At 70.7% G+C, this 19631-nt stretch carries 13 protein-coding genes; 3 read left to right on the top strand and 10 right to left on the bottom strand.

The genetic code is table 11. From position 1 onward, the window contains the following. Positions 1-477: 477 nt before the first annotated feature. The 3 genes from ABZ622_RS36035 to ABZ622_RS36025 are packed head-to-tail and all read right to left on the bottom strand — an operon-like array spanning position 478 to position 3255. The gene (locus tag ABZ622_RS36035; protein ID WP_360550638.1) at positions 478-1134 is read right to left on the bottom strand and encodes a response regulator transcription factor; all 657 of its coding nucleotides are present in this window, start codon (positions 1132-1134) and stop codon (positions 478-480) included. Continuing rightward, positions 1113-2216: a hypothetical protein gene (locus ABZ622_RS36030; protein WP_360550636.1), complete on the bottom strand. Its 1104-nt coding sequence runs from the start codon at positions 2214-2216 to the stop codon at positions 1113-1115. Before ABZ622_RS36030 ends, ABZ622_RS36035 begins: the two co-directional genes overlap by 22 nt. Beyond that, positions 2209-3255: an ATP-binding protein gene (locus ABZ622_RS36025; RefSeq protein WP_360550634.1), complete on the bottom strand. Its 1047-nt coding sequence runs from the start codon at positions 3253-3255 to the stop codon at positions 2209-2211. The genes ABZ622_RS36030 and ABZ622_RS36025 overlap by 8 nt, the downstream gene beginning before the upstream one ends. 407 nt (positions 3256-3662) lie before the next feature. Here ABZ622_RS36025 and ABZ622_RS36020 point away from each other — a divergent pair, with 407 nt between their 5' ends. The 3 genes from ABZ622_RS36020 to ABZ622_RS36010 all read left to right on the top strand — a co-directional run bounded on the left by ABZ622_RS36020 (position 3663) and on the right by ABZ622_RS36010 (position 6610). Then, positions 3663-4529: a peptidoglycan-binding protein gene (locus ABZ622_RS36020; RefSeq protein WP_360550632.1), complete on the top strand. Its 867-nt coding sequence runs from the start codon at positions 3663-3665 to the stop codon at positions 4527-4529. A gap of 93 nt (positions 4530-4622) precedes the next feature. Next, complete coding sequence (locus ABZ622_RS36015) at positions 4623-5402, top strand: D-Ala-D-Ala carboxypeptidase family metallohydrolase (RefSeq protein ID WP_360550630.1); 780 nt, start codon at positions 4623-4625, stop codon at positions 5400-5402. A gap of 116 nt (positions 5403-5518) precedes the next feature. Beyond that, positions 5519-6610, top strand: a complete 1092-nt coding sequence (locus ABZ622_RS36010; RefSeq protein WP_360550628.1) for a M23 family peptidase — start codon at positions 5519-5521, stop codon at positions 6608-6610. Between the two features lie 377 nt (positions 6611-6987). Here the strand turns inward: ABZ622_RS36010 and ABZ622_RS36005 are convergent, their stop codons facing one another. The 7 genes from ABZ622_RS36005 to ABZ622_RS35975 all read right to left on the bottom strand — a co-directional run bounded on the left by ABZ622_RS36005 (position 6988) and on the right by ABZ622_RS35975 (position 19629). Beyond that, positions 6988-7950 (bottom strand): helix-turn-helix domain-containing protein, encoded by a 963-nt coding sequence (locus ABZ622_RS36005; RefSeq protein WP_360550626.1) that lies wholly within the window; start codon positions 7948-7950, stop codon positions 6988-6990. Between the two features lie 531 nt (positions 7951-8481). Further along, positions 8482-13554: an amino acid adenylation domain-containing protein gene (locus tag ABZ622_RS36000; RefSeq protein WP_360550624.1), complete on the bottom strand. Its 5073-nt coding sequence runs from the start codon at positions 13552-13554 to the stop codon at positions 8482-8484. 52 nt (positions 13555-13606) lie between these two features. Continuing rightward, the gene (locus tag ABZ622_RS35995) at positions 13607-14566 is read right to left on the bottom strand and encodes an NADPH:quinone oxidoreductase family protein (RefSeq protein WP_360550622.1); all 960 of its coding nucleotides are present in this window, start codon (positions 14564-14566) and stop codon (positions 13607-13609) included. Positions 14567-14636: 70 nt separating this feature from the next. Beyond that, positions 14637-15428, bottom strand: coding sequence for an alpha/beta fold hydrolase (locus ABZ622_RS35990; protein WP_360550620.1), 792 nt, complete (start codon positions 15426-15428; stop codon positions 14637-14639). After that, positions 15403-17178 (bottom strand): ABC transporter ATP-binding protein/permease, encoded by a 1776-nt coding sequence (locus tag ABZ622_RS35985; protein WP_360550618.1) that lies wholly within the window; start codon positions 17176-17178, stop codon positions 15403-15405. Before ABZ622_RS35985 ends, ABZ622_RS35990 begins: the two co-directional genes overlap by 26 nt. Next, a complete protein-coding gene (locus ABZ622_RS35980) occupies positions 17171-19399 on the bottom strand; it encodes a lantibiotic dehydratase (RefSeq protein ID WP_360550616.1) in 2229 nt (742 codons plus the stop codon). The genes ABZ622_RS35985 and ABZ622_RS35980 overlap by 8 nt, the downstream gene beginning before the upstream one ends. Then, positions 19396-19629 carry an MbtH family NRPS accessory protein gene (locus ABZ622_RS35975; RefSeq protein WP_266773060.1) on the bottom strand — a complete coding sequence of 78 codons (234 nt, stop codon included), beginning with the start codon at positions 19627-19629 and terminating at the stop codon, positions 19396-19398. The genes ABZ622_RS35980 and ABZ622_RS35975 overlap by 4 nt, the downstream gene beginning before the upstream one ends. Positions 19630-19631: the final 2 nt, after the last annotated feature.

The raw sequence follows: 19631 nt of genomic DNA, 5'->3' as shown, positions 1-19631 counted from the left end.
CCGACCCGAAGCCGTACGTCTGGACGAAGACCTCCGACGAGATCCTCGAACGCCTCGCCTCATATCTGAACAGAATCCCTGACTCAGAACACTAGGGGTCAGGGGAGGGATATCCGGCGTCGCGCGTCCAGCAAGATCCGGAACAGAGGCCCTGGCGCTGCCCTGCGGAAGTTCGTGGAGAGGTGAGGATCAGGCGGCCTTGAGTGCCTTCGTAAGTCGCTGTGCCGCACAGCCGGCGGGTCAGGACCGTAGTCGGCCGGTAGCAGAGGAACGTCGCCTCGCCGCCTGGAGCTTGTGATGACTCGCCGTCTGCCGTGTCTGCCCGCTCCGGGCCCGCTGGAAGCCTACGCCGCGCGCTAAATGGCCTCGCGCTCACCCGGATCCGGCGGCCGGTGCGCCTGTGTTCCCAGGTCGTCCCGTCAGGCTGTGGGCGCCCGTACCCTTCCGCTTCGGAGTGAGGGGAGGGAAGGACTCGCGTCACAGGTCGTCGACCTGGACCAGTCCGTCCTGGATCGCTCGTGCCAGGAGCGCGGCCTTGGTGGGCGCCTCCCTGCCGATCATCGCGTACTTGATCCGGATGTGTTCGAGGTGGGTGTTGACCGTACGCGGCGAGATACCCAGGCGTTGGCCCACGAAGTCCTTGGACTCGGACTGGAACCACTCGACCAGCACCTCGGTCTCGCGCGCCGAGAGCGCCGGCCGGGTGGCGGAGCGGTCGCCTGCCAGCGCTCCTGCCAGCGACGGCGGAGTGTACGTGCGGCCTGATGCCGCGGCGACGGAGGCTTCGAGGAGATGTCCGGCGCCCTCGGCCTTCGTCAGGTAGCTCAGGGCCCCCAACTCCAGACACTGCAAAGCGATCTCGTCATCCGCGCGCATCGAGTAGACGACGACCCGCCGCCCCGCCTGAACCAGCCTGTGCAGCTCGCCCATGGCCGGCGTCGGCCCGCCCAGGTGCAGGTCGAGGATCACCACGTCGGCGGTGGCGCCCGCACCGGCCCATGCGACCCGGACGTCGTCACCCGACGCCGCGACCTGGATCGGTGGGGTGCCGGTGACCAGCCATTGGGCGACCCCGGCACGCACTGCGGGGTGGTCGTCGACGATGACGGCGCTCAGCTCTGTTGCTTGCGCCATCTGGCCTCCAGCCGCAGGAACTCACCGTAGACACGGTACTCGACCCCGACTCGGCCGGTGGATTCGATGACCAGGCCGGCGCAGTCGTCAGCGTCGGCCACCACCGCGATGCGTACCTCCTCATCGGTGCGCAGCATGCTCACCCTGGCACGGATCCGCGCCGCCGACAATGCCGTGACCACCGGCCCGGTCAGCTCGTGGCGCACCTGCGAGGGCACCGGCACAGCGGCGCCACTGATGGCGAACGACACCTCCACGCCTCGTCGCTCCGCCGCGTCGACGCACGCGGTGACCTCGTGCACCAACGGGTCGGGCATGTCGTCGTTCTCGGCGAACAACCGCCGCAACTGCGTCGCGGCAAGCGCACACCGCCGCTGGGTGTCACTGTCGCGTGGGTCGAGTTCGCCGTCGGCCAGGCCCGCAAGAAGCGACAGTGTGGAACCCAACTGGTCGGCGAAGAGGCTCCGTTGACCCCGTTCCCACTGCTGCGCCGTCAGTACCCGGGTCACCAGCCGGTCCTTTTCCTCGGCCACCGCCATCGCCTCGTGGGTCTGCCAGTGCAGCACTCGCGTGATCACTACGACCGCCAGCTGGACGTTGACCGCGCCGAACGCGGCGGCACCGGCCGCACCCAACGTGGCGCGGTCCGGCACGCCTGCCGAAAGGAACAGTCCCATGCTTGTCACCAGATGCGCGGTCAGAACCGTGATCAGCGTCCGGACCCGGTCCAGCAACAGCAACAGCAGGTGCCACCCCACCAGGCCGAACGACCAGTCGGACGCCTGGAATCGCTGGTCCGGGGCGAGCGCGGCCGAGGCGCAGAACGACACCGCGAGTACCACTGCCGTGCCGGCCACCACGAGGGCGACGGGCAGCGGCCTTCGCCGCAGCACCCACCCGCAGCAGACGGCGGTGACGCAGGCCAGGGCGATGAAGGCGGCCACGGCGAGCCATCGGTGCCGGTACTCCTGTGTGAGCAGGGGGTGCAGGCACAGGCCGAACTGCAGGATGCCGGTGGCGCAGACCAGGATGATCCGCGTCGTCGCGTAGACGTGGTCACCTGCCACGCGTCTCTCACTCACCGGGCCACACCAACCTCACGGTGGCACCCGCACCGGGACGCGAGGTGATCGAGGCGCTGCCGCCGACGGCGACCATGCGCTCGACCACCGAGCTCCGGATACCGCGACGGGAGCGCGTCACCTCGTCCGGGTGGAACCCCACCCCGTGGTCGGCCACCGTGACGACGACCCGGTCGCCTTCGCCGTGCACGCTCAGCACGGCGGTGCCGACCTCGGCATGCCGCTCGACGTTGGCCAGTGCCTCGCGTACCGCACGCACGAAGGCGAGTGCCACCGAGGCCGGAACCAGCGGGGTGTCCTCCGCGCTGACGTAGACGGCCAGTTGACCGCGGCCGACGACGGTGTGCAGCGCGGCTGTCAGGTCCACGGTGCTGTCCTGGGCTGTCGCTCCCCCCGCGGTACCGGTGAGCACCGCGAGGTCGTGCCGGGCGTACTCGGCGACCTGCTCCGGGTCCGTTTCCTTCGCCTGCACCGTCACCAGAAGGAAGGTCGACGCCGCTGTGTCGTGGAGCAGCGCGAGGTACTCGCGTTCCTGCCGGTGCCGCGCCAGCAGGGCCGCCTCCGCGCGCGCCAGCGCCGATCGCCGTTCCCGCAACTCGTCCACCCGCCGGGCCGATTGGCGAAGCAGCACGAATCCCAGGCGCGCCAGCAGGCACTCGAACACCAGGCGCGGCAGCAGAGTGCCGACGACATCGGTTCCCCCCGCGGTCAGGTCGACCGCGAGCAGCGCGGACGTGACGGGCACGGCGACCGCCGGGGGCCACTCCAACTGGAGTGTGATCGCCGTTGTGGTCAGCATGTTCAGCGCCCACAGGTTCGGTGGCCCGCCGGTCCATTCCTGGGTTCCGCAGACCGCCGCCACCCTCAGCACGGCGAACACCAGAGACAGCACCGCGCCGCGCCCCGTGAACCCCGCCCAGCAGTCCGCCCCGGCCCCCATGAGTACCAGCCCGAACAAGGCGAACCCCAGCGGCAAGGCCTCGTCGGGTACCGCGAGAAGTCCGAAGAGACTGATGACGACCACCGCGACCCCGCGCACGGGAGGAACCAACCGGCGGGCGGACGTCAGGAATCGCGCCTCGACACTGTCTTGCGGCGAGACCGGCGGCATGCCGCTCACCGAACCGGTGCGACACCGCAGGATGACAACCCGGGCATCGGTTCACCGTCCTCCTGGGTTGACCCGGCCATCTCAGCTGTCGAGGACGAGCCCCGACGACGCGGGACTATACCGAAGCCGTACGACCGCCCCTCACGTCAGATGTGCGTGCTCGTCGGCCTGTCGGATAGCGACACGGCGGACATGTCATGTTCCGTACGTCGGTCGAACACCCGATGCCGGCCGGGCCGTCCGTTGCTAGCTTTCGGCACTCCATATTGCTTGACGTGGGAGTCGGGTTGATATCAGGAACAAGAGTCAGACGTACGTGGGTCGCGATTGCCGCGGTGTGTGCGGCCCTGGTGGTCTCGCTCGGTCTTGTGCAGTCGGCCACCGCCGTTCCTGCCTGGCCGGCCCTCAGCAATGGCACGACCGGAGCGAACGTCGCCACCGCCCAGTACCTGTTGCGTGGTCATGGTTACGACATTTCGGCCGACAGCGATTTCGGCCCCGCGACCGAGAACACGGTGGTTGCCTTCCAGGAGTCCAGGGGGTACGCCGCGGACGGTGTCATCGGCGGGGAGACCTGGCCGGGGCTGATCGTCACGGTCCGGGAGGGCGAGAGCGGCGACGCGGTCGCGGCGGCGCAGACCGCTTTGAACAAGTACGGTTACGGACTTGCCGTCGACGGGCAGTTCGGTCCGGCCACCGCCTCCGCGGTCACCTTGTTCCAGAGCGACAAGGGTCTGTCCGTGGACGGTGTCATCGGCCCCGAGACCTGGCAGAACCTCGTCGGCCTGGGCGGCGGCGGTGGCGGCGGGGGCTGCACGGTGCCGGACGAACCCGACCCCGAGGTACTCAAGGTCGTCTACCGGACCGGCGGCGAACTCGGCGTCATCGACCGGGTGTTGCTCGCCGGGTTCGAGGCGGGCGTGGTCGAGTCGAACATGAACAACCTGGACTGCGGCGACCGGGACTCGCTCGGAGTGTTCCAGCAGCGTCCGTCGCAGGGCTGGGGCACGCCGGAACAGATCAGGGACGTGTCGTACGCGTCGAAGGCGTTCTTCACCCGCGCCGTCCGAGTGGCGGCGGACAACCCGGACCTGTCCGCGGGGCAGGTGGCGCAGGCCGTGCAGGTCTCGGCCTACCCGGACCGCTACGACTCGGTGGAAGGCACCGCCCGCGAGCTGATCGAACGCGCGTCGCACCTCTGAAGTCCTGGCTCAGTCAACGACGCCGCGCCCCCTGACCGTGTCACACCCCCCGACCATGTCACCCGACATGTCGTCGTCCGAACAGAGGCCCACATGACATCGCGTTCATCCCTGTTGCTCGCGTCCGCCCTGACCGGCGTCAGCCTGCTTTTCGCCGCACCCACGTCCGCGTCCGCGAGCCCCGCACCGTCCCTCGCACCCGCCTCGGCATCCACCGGCCTCGCATCCGCCGGAGCCTGCTTCACCTGGAACCGGTCCCTGAGCGAGGGAACGTCCGGCGAGGACGTACGACAGCTCCAGATCAGGGTCGCCGGCTACCCCGGGTCCGGCGGCGAACTCGCCATCGACGGCGAGTTCGGCCCGGCCACCAGGGCCGCGGTGCAGCGCTTCCAAACGGCGTACGGCCTGGAGGCCGACGGCATCGCCGGCCCGCTCACCTTCGGCAAGATCTACGACCTCCAGAAGGGCGACTGCTCCCCGGCCAACTTCGACTGGTCGGAACTCAACCAGTGCGGCACCGACTGGTCCGGCGGCCAGACCGACGCCGCCACGGTCCAGGCCAACGTCCTGGCCACCATGTGGAAACTGCAGGCCCTGCGGCACGCGATGGGCGACCGGCCCATCGGCATCAACGACGGCTTCCGCGACCACGCCTGCAACGACGCCGTCGGCGGAGACCCCGACAGCCTCCACATGTACGGTCTCGCAGCCGACTTGAGCGCCGGCTCCCAGGGCTTCTGCGCCCTGGCCTTCGAGGCCCGCGAACACGGCTTCACCCAGATCCTGGGACCGGGCTACCCCGGCCACGACGACCACGTCCACGTCGCAGGCGGCACCGGCCGATATTGGTCGGCCCCCGACTGCGGCCTCTGACCCCTCATCCCGCGGCGAACCCAGCCGCCCGCTTCACCTGCCGGCGTGCCGCGTTCCACCACCCTCTCGTTGCCTGTCCGCCCGGCAGGCCCTCCTGTGCAGAAGGGATACCGCCCATGCTTTCCAAACTGTCCGTGAGAACCGTCGTCGCCGCCCTCGCCGTCACCGGGCTGCTCGCCGCCGCGCCTTCGGCGGCGGGGAGCAGCCGGCACTCGGCCGCGACCCCGGTTGCCGCCCCCCAGCCGTCGGCCTCCGGTGTCACCGTGAGGATGCCGGCCACGGTCGCCGACCGCCTCGGCACCGACCGCGAAGCACTGATGGACGCCGTCTCCACCGACGTCCTCTCCCGGTCCCACGACGCCAAGGGCATCGCCCCGAAGGCCGCCGTCAGTAAGCTCGCCGCCGAGGGCCGCAAGGTGGTCGTCGACGTCCGCGCCGTCTCGCGCGACTGGGCACGTGGCGTCGCGTACGTCGAGGCGCCGCGCACACAGCACGGCGAGCCGGAAGGCTGGCTCTACATCGCCCACCGCAAGGACGGGCGCTGGGTCGCGGGCCTCGAAGGGGACCGCGAGTTCGCCGACCACGTGGCGAAGTCCCCACTGGTCGGCAAGGCGGAGCGGCAGACCATGACGGCATACGCACAGCGCAAGGCGACGCCGCAGAAGCAGACGTCGTCGGTGGGGATCCTGGCCAACACCAACGGGCTGCTGCTGCCCTGGATGCCCGACTACTACATGACCCTGACCGGCGGCGCGCACTCCAGCGACGGCTCGACCGGCTACTGGAGCAGCCTCGACTTCTCCGGCGGCAACGCCAGTGGCCGGGTCCGCTCCTCCCGCGAGGGGACGGCGACCTCGATGTGCGGCGCCGGCGGCGGCTGGACCAGGGTGATCCACCCGGGCGGCTTCTCGACGGACTACTACCACATGTGGAACGCCACCTACTACAACGGGACGTCGATCGCCCGCAGCGCCCTGCTCGGCAACATCGGCACCGACACCTGCGCAGGCGGTTCCGCGACCGGAGCCCACGTGCACTGGAGCCTCCGGACGTACGATGCCAACTACGTCGGCCAGTACACCTGGCTGAACGGCCGCACCATCGGCGGCTGGACCTGGTGGAACGGCTCCGGCCAGTACACCGGCTGCGCCACCCGCTCCGGCGTCACCGCCTGCCCCGGCACGGCGATCTACAACCGCACCAGCTGACAACCGCCGTGCGACTCCGCACCCGGCCCCACCGCCGGGTGCGGAGTCGCGCGGTCGCGGCTGCACCGGGGTGATCGAGTCGACGAACTCCCCGGCCCGCAGCCGGACAACGGTGAAGCGCCTGCCTGACGGGACAGCCTGCCGGGAGCGAGGACGTCTTCCAGCAGCCATTGCTGCGCGGGCAACAGCTGCTCCCGATCGATCTCGTCGAACGCCGCCCGCCGCGCCCTGGCCGACCTCCTCGACGGCTGAGGCACTGCACCCTGAACCCTCTGACCCCGCCCGTCTGCCGGACCTCACGAATGGCCGGCCGTGCCGTTCCTCTTGGTGAGTGGGGTCGTTGCCGGGGTCGCGGGCGGCGCACGGCACGCCCGGCATCAGATCAGCCCGGCTCGCATGGCGCGTGCACCGGCCTGGAATCTGCTACGGGCGTCCAGTGCGGCCATCGCCGCCGCCACGTCGTTGCGTACGGTACGGACGCTGCAGCCCAGTCGGCGGGCGATGGCGTCGTCGGTCAGGCCGTCGGCCAGCAGGCGCAGGACCATCTGCATACGGGGCCGCTGGGCAGCACCCGTACCGGGTGTGCGTCTGAGTCGTCGTACCTCTGCGCCTCGCTCCCAGAGCCGCTCCGCGAGGGAGCACAGGGACTCCAACTCCGCACCGGGGCGCACCATACGGGGCGTCCGGGAGTGGTCGATCACCACGGCCGCCGCGCCGTCCATGATCATGGCGCACACCGGCACCGCGTCGGCCATGCGGGGCGGGACGTCCTGTTGGGCCAGCCACTGCGCGTGATCCATGGCGTCGTCGGCGTCGAAGACCGAGGATGCCCAGACGGCCCGCAGACGGATGCCTCGCCGCAGCCCCAGGTCCACGATGGGGCGGGAGAAGGCGAATCCACCGTCGACGTAGCCGGGGACGAGGAAGGTCACATCCTTCTCGACCTTGGCGACCATCCGTTCGACCACACTGGAAGCGTCGGTCCGGTGCCCGCCGCTGCCGCGGGCAACCCCTTCGTCCCGCTCGGCCGCCCCCTCGTGGAGGGCGATGAACCGGTCGGCCTCCGCCGGGCTGAGCCCCAGGGTGCGCCCCTCGAACATCGCTCGTGCCAGCAAGGCCGGGAAGGCGACGCACGGCTCGACCGCGCGGAAGGACGTGGGGTCGTCCGCCGAGACACCGACGAGGCCCTCGTCCCTCAGCGCCTGCAGCGCCTGTGCGACCTCGCCCGCCGAACACTTCACGGCTCGGGCCAGTTCCTGCGTCCGCCAGTGGGTCCGCTGGAGCAGCTTCCGGTAGAGAAGCTCCGCACATGCTTCGGGACCGGTTACGGAAAGCGCCACTTCAACCTCTCGGAAAATGTCTTCGCAAGGGCAAATCAACCCCACCCGCGAGTGTGGGTCGGGCACGGCCAGAACGGCTTGGAGTACTTGGACTGCGGTCCGGCAGATCGATGCCACGGGACAGGCAGGCCCGGTCGCTGCGCTCGCGCAGCGACCGAGAGGAGGGGCGCTGCCGGTCCCGGGGGATGCCGGACTCAGTGCGCGGCTGGAACTACGGGGCGATGCCTCAACTGCGCCACAGCCGACCCGAGCACCCGTCGGCACGACACGCTGCTTCGCCCCATGATGTACCTCTATCTCGCACAATGGCTGAATTCCGGGACATCACACACGGTCACCGGAGTCGGAACAGATTAACCAGCCAAATCCAGCCAAGCGCGCCAACAGGACACAACCATGTCAACCTTGTGACCCGCTCGTCACAATAGCAACTGACTCATCACAGCGGCGCGGGAAAATGCCCGCCGGCAGAGCATGCGGAACTCCGCCGGCGAAGCCTACGAACTGCGGGGAAAACCACTTGTCGAAGTGTCAGGCGCGGTCGCCCCGGCGTCCGAGTCGCCGAGCACGGGCCGCCGCGTGGTCACGGCGGCGTGCGCGGGGCGCGGTGCTCGCGGCGGGTGCAGGCGCCGCCGCCTGTTGCAGGTGGCGGGCGAGCGCTCCCGTGCTGGCGTGTTTGAACAGCGATACGAGGGTGATGTCCCGTCCCAGCCGCTCACGCAGCGACACCTGCACCTGGGCCATCAGGCGCGATGTGCCGCCGAGGTCGAAGAAGTTGTCGTCCGGCGCGATGTCCTCCACCTCCAGCACGGTCTGCCAGATGCCGCGGACGATCTCTTCCAGGTCGCCTCCCGACGCCTGCCGTCCGGGCTCCCGGTCCGGTGCCGGATCCGGGAGTGCCTGGGTGTCGATCTTGCCGTTGGGTGTCAGGGGCATGCTGCTGATCTCCATCACCTCGGAGGGGGTCATGTACTCGGGCAGGCGGGCCGCGAGGTCCACGCGCAGTTGCCCCGGCGCGAGTGCCTGGCCGTCCGCCGTCAGCACGTACGTGGTCAGCCGGATGTCACCCTCCGCGTGCTGCCTCGCGACCGTCACCGCGTCGTTCACGCCGGGCAGCCGTCGGCAGACGGCGTCGATCTCGGCCGGATCCACCCGGAATCCCCGGATCTTCACCTGCGCGTCGGTACGGCCGAGGATCTCGACGGTGCCATCGGGCAGGTAGCGGCCCCGGTCGCCCGTGGCGTATCTGCGTACGCCCGGCATGGGGTCGTGGTGGAATCCCCCACTGCCCGGGGAGTTCGCGCCCGAGGCGTTCACATAGCCCTCGGCGAGGTAGGGCGTACGGATCACGATCTCACCGGCCTCGCCCACGCCGGCCAACTGCCCGGAGCCGTTGAGGACAAGGATCTGTACGTCCGCGATGCCCCTGCCCACGGGCACGGAGCGGGTCGCGTCCGCACCAAGGTCCGCGGCACCCGGCTCGACGATGTGGAACGCCATCGCCTGCGGCGTTTCGGTCGCTCCGTAGAAGTTGACGTGCCGGGCCGATGGCGCGACCGCCGCGAGCGCGGCCACATCGCCCTGCCGCAGGACGTCACCGCCGTAACAGATCAGGCGTACGTCCGGCAGCCGCATCCCGGTCTCCCCGGCGGCGATCGCCAGCAGACGGGCGAGTGGCGGGGTGAGGTGGAGGACCGTGATCCGGCGCTCCGCCAGCCAGTGCAGGAGCGACAGCGGGTTCGCGATGAGCTCGGTGTCGGGTACATGGAGTTCGCCTCCCGCCCACAGCGGGGTGAAGACGTCGCGCAGCAGCGGATCGTGGCCCAGTCCGGCCAGCAGCGCGAAACGGCTGTCCGGACCGAGGCCGAAGGCCGGGACGTACCAGGCGAGGAAGTGAGCCAGGGGGGCCGGTCCGCTGCGGACACCGCGCGGCAGCGGCCCGGTCGACCCCGAGGTGAACATGATGTACGCGGGGTGTTCCGCGCCGGGGGCCGATGGCGCGGGCGTCGGCGCATCGAGTACGTCGAGTGCGCCGAGCAGCCGCCCGGCCTCGACCACGCGTACCCCGGAGTCCGTGATCGCCTGTGGCAGCGCACCAGCTTCCGCGAAGCGGATCAGCAGCACCGGTGCCACGGCCGCCAGCTGGGCCCGCAGCCGGGCGGGCGGGTGGGCCGGGTCGAGCAGCACGAATGCCGCGCCGCGTTCCAGGATGCCCACCAGCAGCGGCACCAGAGCAGTGGTCCGGGCCGCGTGGAGCGCGACGACGTCCCCTTCGCGCACCCCGAGTGCGGCCAGTTCGCGGGTGACCCGGGAGGCGAGCGCGGCCAGACGCTCACCGCCTGCCAGCTCTCTCCCGGACGCGTCGCGCACGGCCGCCGTCGCCATTCCCCTGCGCACCCCGGCGGCGAGCGCGGTGCGCGTGGTGTCTCCCGGTCCCGCCCCGGTGTCCGGCAACAGGGCGCGGTGCGCGTCGGTCACCAGGGACACCCCGCCGGTCCGCACCCCTGGGTCGGCGGTCACGGCCGCGATGACGTGGGCGAGCTGTTCCAGGATCACCCGGGCCCGGGCGTCGCCGAACAGCCCTCGGTCGTAGGAGAGATCGAGCCGGAGCCGGTCGCCGTGGTCGGTGACGTACAGGCCGAGGTCGAAGAGTGCCGCGTGCGCGGGCAGCTCGATCATCTCGGTGTCCAGCCCCGGCATGCGCGGTGGCTGGTCGGGGCCGCCCAGCAGGTTGAACCAGGTCTGGAAGAGCGGGTTGCGGCCCACGGCTCCGGCGGCCGACACACCCGCGACCACGTCCTCGAATGGGATGTCCTGGTTGGTGTGGGCTGCCAGCACCTCGTCGCGCACCCGGCCGAGCACCTCGGCGAACGTCGGTGTGCCGGTGAGGTCCGTGCGCAGGGCGACCGTGTTGACGAAGAAGCCGATGAGGTCCTGCACCTCTTCGCGGTCGCGCCCTGCCATCGGGGTGCCGACCGTGATGTCGTGTTCGCCCGCGAGGCGCGAGAGAAGCACGGTGAAGCAGCTGAGCAGGGTGACGAAGAGCGTTGTCGCGTGCTGCTGCCCGCAGGCCCGTACGGCGCCGGTGAGCGCCGGATCGAGCCACCGGGTGGCCCGCCCGGCCTCGCCGCGTTCGCCCGCGTCCCGCCCCGGCCGGTCCGCGAGGCTGTCGAGTGCGGGCGGCGGCGTACGGAACCTCTGCTTCCAGTGGTCCAGTTGAGGGGCGAGCCCGCCGGAACGGTGCCGACGGTCCTGCCAGGCCGCGATGTCACCGTACGACAGCCCGAAGGCCGGCGGACCGGCCGTCGCGTCACGCAGCGGCGCCGCGTACTCCTGGCCGAGGCCGGTCAGGAACAGTTCGGCCGACCAGCCGTCGAAGACGATGTGGTGGACGGTCACCAGCACCTGGTGGCGGTGCCGGTCGAGGCGCAGCAGGTCCGCCCGGATGAGCGGGCCGGCCGTCAGATCGAACGGTTCGCGTACCCGGCCCGCCAGTACGTCCAGTGCCCGGCGCTCGGCGGACGGGTCCCCGCGCAGATCCGTGACGGTGATGGCGAGCTCGAAGCCGGGCAGGACCTCCTGCATCGCCTCGCCGCCGGCCATGACGATTCGGGTCCGCAGGGGTGCGTGCCGGGCCACGATCCGGTTGAGCGCCGTGGTGAGCGCCGAGTGGTCGAGCGGTCCCTCGGCGCTGAAGGCGATGGGGATGTTGTATGTGGCGTCGGGGCCGGTGATCAGGTTCAGCAGCCACAGCCGGCGCTGGGCCGGGGAGAGCGGGTAGCGCCCACCGGGGGCGGGGTGTGGTGCGGGCGGCTCGCGCTCGGGCGTCAACTGGGTGGTGTGTGCCGCGAGTTCGCGCACGGTGGGGCGGGTCAGTACGGCACTGGGCTGGATGTCGACATGGAATTCCGCGCGGATGCGGGCGCAGACGCGGGCCGACTGGAGGGAATCGCCGCCGAGCATGAAGAAATCGTCCAGGGCACCCACGCGAGGGAGCCGCAGGGTCTCCTGCCAGATCCCGGCGACCCGGATCTCGGTGCTCCCCTTGGGTTCCTCGTAGGTCTCCTCGTCGCCCCGGGCCGGGGCGGGCAGGCGGTGCCGGTCGACCTTGCCGTTGGTGTTGAGGGGCAGCGAGTCCAGGACCGTGACGGTGGCGGGCACCATCGTCGCGGGCAGGGTGCGTGTCGCGTGCTCGTGCATCTGGGCGGGGGTCACCGTCGCGGGACCGGCCGGGGTGACGTAGGCGTGGAGGCGTACGCGCCCGGCCTCGTGGGCAGTCACCGCGACGGCCTGGCCGACGCCGGGATGCGCGCGCAGGGCGGTCTCGACCTCGGCCGGCTGGATGCGCACACCGTTGATCTTGACCTCGTCGTCGATGCGGCCCAGGTGCTCGACGGCCCGGTCGGGCAGCAGACGGGCCCTGTCCCCCGTGCGGTAGACGCGCCGGCCGCCGGGTGCGGGCAGGAAGCGCAGCGCGGTCAGGGCGGGTTTGCCCCGGTAGCCGCGGGCGAGTCCGGCGCCGGTGACGTACAGCTCGCCCTCCGCACCGTCCTCGGTCCTGCCGAGCTCACGGTCGTACACCATGACACGGGTGCCGGGGAAGGCGAGTCCGATGGGCAGGGTGGCCGTGCCGGGCGATGGGCCGGGGAAGGTCTCGTAGCAGGTGCTGTCCACGCTCGACTCGGTGACGCCGTACGAGCAGAAGACCCGCGTCCGCGGGCCGACGAGGGCACGCAGCCGCAGGTAGTCGCGGGGCGGCCAGCCCTCCCCGCCCACCGTGATCAGCCGCATGCCGTCCAGCCGTCCGCCGGTGGCCTCCAGATGGTCCATCAGCAGCCGCAGGAGCGCGGGGGTGATGTCCATCATGTGCACGTCGTGTTGGGTGATGAGCCGGTACAGATTCTCCGGTCGCAGCAGGTCCTCCTTGCCGCACAGCACCAGCGTGCCGCCGGAGAGCAGCGCCCGGACGAAGTCACCCGTCGACACGTCGAACGAGAAGCCCGCGACCTGGAGGTGGCTGCGGACACCGTCCCGGAGCCGGTAGACCTCCTCCCAGCCCAGGTAGGAGGTGACGAGCCCGCGGTGGGCGACCTCGACGCCCTTGGGCCGTCCGGTCGATCCGGAGGTGTAGATGGTGTAGGCGAGGTTGTCGGGCCGTACGGCCGAGGCCATCGGGGCCGGATCGGCCGCGGCCGCGGCCGGGCCGTCGGCCAGGACCACCCGGGCATGGTGCTCCGGGAGCCCGGCCGACAGCCGCGCCGATGTCACGATCACCGCCGGATCGCAGTCCTCGATGATGTGCGCGAGGCGTTGCCGGGGCTGCGCGGGGTCGAGGGGTATGTACGCCCCGCCCGCCTTCCACGCCGCCAGGACCGCGGTCACCGCCTCCGGTGTCCGCTCCAGATGGACGCCGACGACGGCCTCGGGGCCGACACCGGTCGCGCGCAGCACCGCCGCGAGGCGGTTCGCGGCAGCGTCGAGCTCGCCGTAACCGATGGTCCGGCCCTGGTGGATGAGAGCGGGCGCCTCGGGGTTCTCCCGGACCCGTGCCTCGAATCGTCGGTGGATCAGGAAGCTGGCGGAATCCTCGTCTGACGTAAACATGCCGGCCTTCGCGCTCGCGGAGTGGTTCAGAAGGGGGACGACGAGGCGGGTGTCAGTTCCCCGTCGTGTCGAGGACGACCTTGCCCGTGGTGGAGCGGTCGGCCAGCAGACCGAAGGCCCGCGCCGCGTCCTCCAGGACGTACGTCCCCCCGATGACGGGCTTCAGCTGCTTGTTCTTGACCATGCCGAACAGCCCGTTGAGGGTGTCGGTGAGGGCACGGCGGTTGGTACGCATCAGGTCGGCGGCCCAGAAGCCGGTCACGGAGCGGGACGCGCCGATCAGCGACTCCAGACGTACGGGGGTCGACGGCTCGTCCGAGGCCGATCCGAACACCACCATGCGGCCATGGGTGCCCAGGGCCGCCAGTCCCTGGTCCAGGGTGTGCCCGCCCGCCATCTCCAGGACGACGTCCAGCGGACGGCCGCGGTTGGCCTCCAGGAGGGCTGCGGTCATGTCGTCCGTGTTCGAGTCGACGACGGCGTCGGCGCCGATGGACAGGGCGAGTTCGCGCTTGTCCGGGGTCGATGCCGACCCGATCACCCGGGCGGCGCCCCATGCCTTGGCGAGCTGCACCGCGAGCGAGCCGACCCCGCCCGCCGCCGCGTGGACCACGATCGACTGGCCGCGCACGGCGCGGGCACAGGTGCGCAGCAGGTGCCAGGCGGTGAAGCCCTGAAGGCCGAGGGCGAGTGCTTCCTCGCCGGTGACGAAGTCCGGTACGGGGACGAGGGATCCGGCCGGAACGACGGCGCGCTGGGCGTGCCCGCCGGAGGCGATGATGCCGAGAACCCGGCGGCCCGAGGGGTCCTTGCCGTAGACCTCGGTGCCCGGGGTGAACGGCAGCTCGTTCGTCGTGAGGTATGTCCCGGCCATCTGGTGCAGTTCGGCGAAGTTGAGCCCGGAGCGCTCCACATCGACGAGCACCCAGCCCTCGGCGGCCAGGGGTTCGGGGACGTCGCTGATCTCGATGTTCTCTGGACCGCCGAACTCCTTGATGACGATGGCCCGCATCGCTGCTCCTTGCTCGAAAGTGTCTGTGCTGGAAAGGGGCTGTTTTTGGGAAGGTGGTGCGGCGCGAAGGTCAGGTGTCCGGCCCGGTGGCGAGTTCGCGGATGATCCCGGCGACCTCCGCGGCATGCTCACGGATGAAGAAGTGCCCGCCGCCGAAGGGCTTCGGGTCGACCGGCCGGTCGCTGTACGCGGGCCAGCCGGCTACCCGGTACTCGCTGACGGACTGGTCGTCCTTGCCGTACAGCACGGTGAGGGGGGCGGGCAGCGGGGCCGGGCGGGGCCGGACCCAGGTCTCGATGAGTTCGAAGTCCGCCCGGATCACCGGCAGGACGAGGGCGAGCAGGTCCGGGTTGTCCATGACCTCGCGGGGCGTGCCGTCGTACCGGTGGAGCCGGGCGGTGAGCCGTTCGTCGTCGAGTACATGGATCAGGTCCTTCAGGTCCCTGCGGTCCGGTGAGCCCGCGCCCGAGACCAGGATCCGGGCGGGCGGCGGGAAGCCCTGCCGGGCCAGCTCAAGGGTGAGGGCCACCGCCACCGAGGCGCCCATGCTGTGGCCCCAGAAGACGACGCGCCGGTCCATGAGCGGGCCGACTTCCGCGACGAGGTCGCGGACCAGGTGGGTCATGCGGCGGTAGGGGCGTTCCTGGAAGCGGCGTTCCCGGCCCGGCAGGTGTACGGGCAGTACGGCGCAGTCGGCGTCCAGCAGGTCGCGCCACTCGGCGTAGGCCGCGGCGCCGCCTCCCGCGTACGGGAACGCGATGACCAGTGGGCGACGGTCGGACGGGGCCGGTATCTGCCGCAGGAGCGTCCCCTGCCGGGCGGGCGGCGCCGCGGGTTCAGAGGAAGCGGGTCTTGAGTTCACGGCGGTATCCCATGACGGCCAGGGTGGTGAAGGCCGCGGTGTAGGCGACCAGGATCAGGAGCGAGGGGAGGCCGAAGCCGGGCTCGATGCCGACGACGCCCCAGCCGATGCGGGCGAAGTGCCAGGTCGGCAGGAACTGGGCGAGGTTCTCGGCCAGGGGCGGCAGCTGGTTGATCGGGACGAACATCCCGCTGGCGAAGGAGAGCAGCAGATAGATGATGGTGGACACGGGGCCGGCGGCCTTGGGCGACAGGTTGTAGCCGATGGCCAGCCCCATGGCGACGAAGACGATGTTGCCGAGGGTCAGTCCGCCCATCAGTTCCAGCCACTGGAGGGCGCTGAGCCGGACGCCCGCCACGACCGTGGAGAAGACGCCGAGGACACCGAGCGTGAACAGGGTGAAGACGGCGGCGGGAATGATCCGCGAGCACAGATAGGCGCTCGGCGACATGGGGGTGGCCCGGATCAGCAGGTCCCATTTGAAGCCGCGTTCGGCCGCGATGCCCACTCCGAAGCCGAACATGCCGACGCCGATGGCACCGTAGGCGCTGAAGCCCGCGACGGTGTACGCCATGGCCTCCTGGTCGCCGTGCCTGGCCTGGGAGAGGCCGAAGAACGCGAAGAAGAGCGTGGGCAGCAGACAGGTGGTCAGGATGAACGCCACGTCCCGCTTGAGTTTGAGGAACTCGGCCTTCGTCTGGGCGCGCACGATCCTGGTCCAGGAGGCGGCGTCCAGCCGCTCGGCGGCCTTGGCCCGCTTCGCTGCGCGCCGGTTGCGGGGGGCGGCGGCCGGGGCGGGTGCGGGGAGGTCGGCGGAAGAGGTGCGCAGGACCTCTTCGACGGCCTCTTCCAGGCTGACGCCGCGTACCTCGATGTCGTTCAGGTCCTGTTCGGTGGCGAGCAGGACCCGCAGGACGTCAGCGGTGCGGGCCGTGCTCAGCGACAGCAGGCCGTCGATGTACTCGATGTCCTCCGCGCCGCTGTTCCGCACGGCCTCCAGATCGGGCCGGCCGGACGGACGCAGTGAGAGACGGCGGCGGTTGAAGTGGGACTTCATCTCCGCGGACGAGCCCTCGAAGACCGTACGGCCGGAGGCGAACAGGACGATGCGGTCCGCCAGGGCATCGGCCTCTTCGAGGTAGTGCGTCGTGAGGAGTACGGCGGTGCCCTCGGCCGCGACGCGCTGCACAGTGGACCACAACTGGCGGCGCGAGACGCTGTCGAGCCCGACGCTGGGCTCGTCGAGGAAGAGGACGCGGGGCTTTCCGCACAGCGCGAGCCCCAGGTAGACGCGTTGCTGCTGGCCGCCGGAGAGTTCGCCGAAGAAGCGCTCGGACAGGTCCGTGAGACCGGCCAGGTCCATGACTTCCCGGGTGTCCATCGGGGCCGGGTAGTAGGCGCGGAACAGGTCGACCAGTTCGCGTACCTTGAGGCTGCCCGGCAGACCCGAGTTCTGGAGGACGACGCCGCACTGGGCCCGTACGCGTGAGGAGGTCGGCGAGCCGCCCATCAGTTCCACAACACCGGAGTCGGGCTGCCGCAGACCGAGCAGACAGTGCAGGCTGGTCGTCTTGCCCGCGCCGTTCGGCCCGAGTACGGCCACGACCTCGCCCGGGAACACCTCCATGCGGCCTTCGACGACGGCCTGGACGTCACCGAAGGACTTCATCAGTCCGGCCATGCGGACGGCGGGCTCGTGACGGGCGGGACGCGCCGTCGAACCATCCGCTGTCTCAAGGGTCTCAGTCATGGTTCTTCCTGTCTGTGCACACGATCCTGAATTCAACGGGATACCGCTGCCCGGCATCGTCCCTGAACCACATTCCGTCCGGGCCCGGGAGCATCTCGGAGAACGCCAGGTCGCCGTCGGGCACCCGCTCGCGTCCGCGACGGATCTTCGACCAGAGCATGTCGGCCAGCAAGGGGTTGGCCAGGTCGACGTAGACCGGTTTCACCTCGCCGGCGACCCGGACGAAGACGTTCTGCGGGACCCCGAGCCGTTCGCGCAGCGCCTGGAAGAAGGCGTGCACGGGCTCCTCCTTGGCGTCCGGGCCGGGCAGGTCCGTGAACGGCACCCGCCAGGTCTCGCGGCACACCACGACATCGTCGATGGTGATCCTCGGCTGGTGGTCCCGCCGTTCCAGGAAGCCGAACGACTGCACCGCAGCGCTGCTGAGGTAGTCCCCCAGGACCTGGACGAGATCCTCCTCGAAGGTCCCGTCCACGGACACCACCCGGAAGCCGTCTCCCGCCGGGACGACCCGCAGCGAGGTGATGGGGATCAGCTCGGCGGTACGCGGGTGGTACGAAGGCTCGCTGCCGATGCCGATGTACCGGCACAGCGGTGACAGATGGGCGCCGGGCGGGGCGGTGCGGGAGTTCACGTGCCCGGTGGAGAAGGGGTAGAGCGGGGTGATGGCCCCGGCGATCTCACGGTCGATCCAGCCGCGTATTGCCGGGGCGTTGGGCGCGGTGTCCAGGAAGAGCAGGGCGTTGACGGTGTTGACGCACGAGTGCAGTTCACCGAGCACCACCCGGAAGCGTCCGGCCCGGATGTCGTCGGCGCCGGCGGCGTCGATCATCAGGTCGGGGCTGTGCCAGCGGGCCTCGGTCCAAGCGGGCCCGTCCGCGGGGAACATCTCGTACACCGCGTCGCGGATCTCGGCGGCGGTCCGGGTGGTGGGCGAGCCGTCCGCGTTCGGCCTAAGGATCTTCGTCCAGCGGGCGCGGAGTTCGGCGCAGGCCGCGTCGGCGGGGCGTACCGGGTCGTCCCAGAAGGTGGTGGACATGGCCGCGAGGAGGTACGCGAAGGGGTAGCCGCCGTCGGACGACCGTCCCTCGTCGTCGGCCATGATCTGCCGGGCCGCGCGGACGTACTCGGCGGCGATCATCCGGGAGAACCAGCGGGAGCTGGTCAGCACCAGGTCGAGGACGGGCCCCGCCCTTTCGAGGACCTCGGGTCCCAGCTCCACATCGAGATCGGCGACGCAGTCCTCGTAGGCGATGCGCCTGCCCGCGTAGAACTTCCCGGCGCCCTGCTCGGCCCGTTCGCCGGTGACGCGTACGAATGCCTCCTCGGCGGCGGTCAGGGCCTGGGCCAGCTGCGCGGGCTGCCCGGTGTGGTTCTTCAGGGCGGCCACGGCCCGTACGACCTCGTCGAGGTCACGGAGCGCGGCGGTACGGCGTTCGACATCGCTCACCCGCATGAGCTGGCCGCGCAGTTGGCGTTCCGGGCGGCGTGCCTGGTGGATGGCGAAGTCGGTGCTGAGCACGCCCATGGCCCGGAGCCGCCGCACTTCGTCGCGTACCTCGCCGGCGTCCGACTCCGGGCAGCCGAGCGGGATCTCGTAGGCGGCGCGGGTGCCGTCGCAGGCTTCCAGCACGGCGCGGCGCAGCGGTGTCACGGACAGCTGGGAGCCGTCCTGGAGGGGGAACACGTCGCTCGTGAGGTCCAGGCCCGGGGCGACGTGCGGCACCACCCAGGGGTCCAGGCCGTGCCGCAGGCGCAGCGCGCGGGCCAGGGCACGGACCGCCCACAGCTCCATGTACACATCGCGGGACCGGGGAGCCCGGCCCGCGGGTGTGACCCGGGTCGGCTCTGTGCCCCACGTACCCCACACCGATGGTCCGAAGAAGCCGATGGTGTCGTTCTTGGCGCAGTAGCGGGACGCATAGGCGGCCAGCGAACGGCGCAGGTAGCGCCGTCGCTTCCCGGCCAGGTGCGCGCCCTTGCGGACCTGCTCGCCCAGCAGGGGGTTCTGCCAGGCGAGCGCGGACCGGAAGAGGTCGTTGTCGGCTGCCGTGGCCAGCTGCCGCAGCGCGGCTTTCCTGGCCTCCTCGAAGGAGTCCGGGGTTGCCATGTCGGCTGTGTCGAGCCAGTCGAAGGGCATGCCGGTGGTGCGGACGACGAGGGAGGGCCAGACGCCCCAGTCGCCACTGCCGCCCAGGGGGAGCAGATGGGTGTCGTTCACCGGACGGCTGCCGCGTCCGCGTCGTCCATGGCCCTGCGCAGGCTGAGCGGGCGCATGTCCGTCCAGACGCGTTCGATCTCGACGAGGCAGGCGTCGATCTTCCCGGTGAAGCCGGTCGAGCGCCATCCGTCGGGTATCTCCCGGCTCGCCGGCCAGATCGAGTGCTGTTCCTCGTGGTTCGCGACCACGTGGTAGGTGATGGTCAGGTCGTCTTCGTCGAAGAGGGGCATGG

Source organism: Streptomyces sp. NPDC007164 (assembly GCF_040634135.1).
Taxonomy (GTDB): domain Bacteria; phylum Actinomycetota; class Actinomycetes; order Streptomycetales; family Streptomycetaceae; genus Streptomyces; species Streptomyces sanglieri.
Note: the sequence above shows the minus strand (reverse complement) of the source record. Positions and strands in the feature narration are given on the sequence as shown.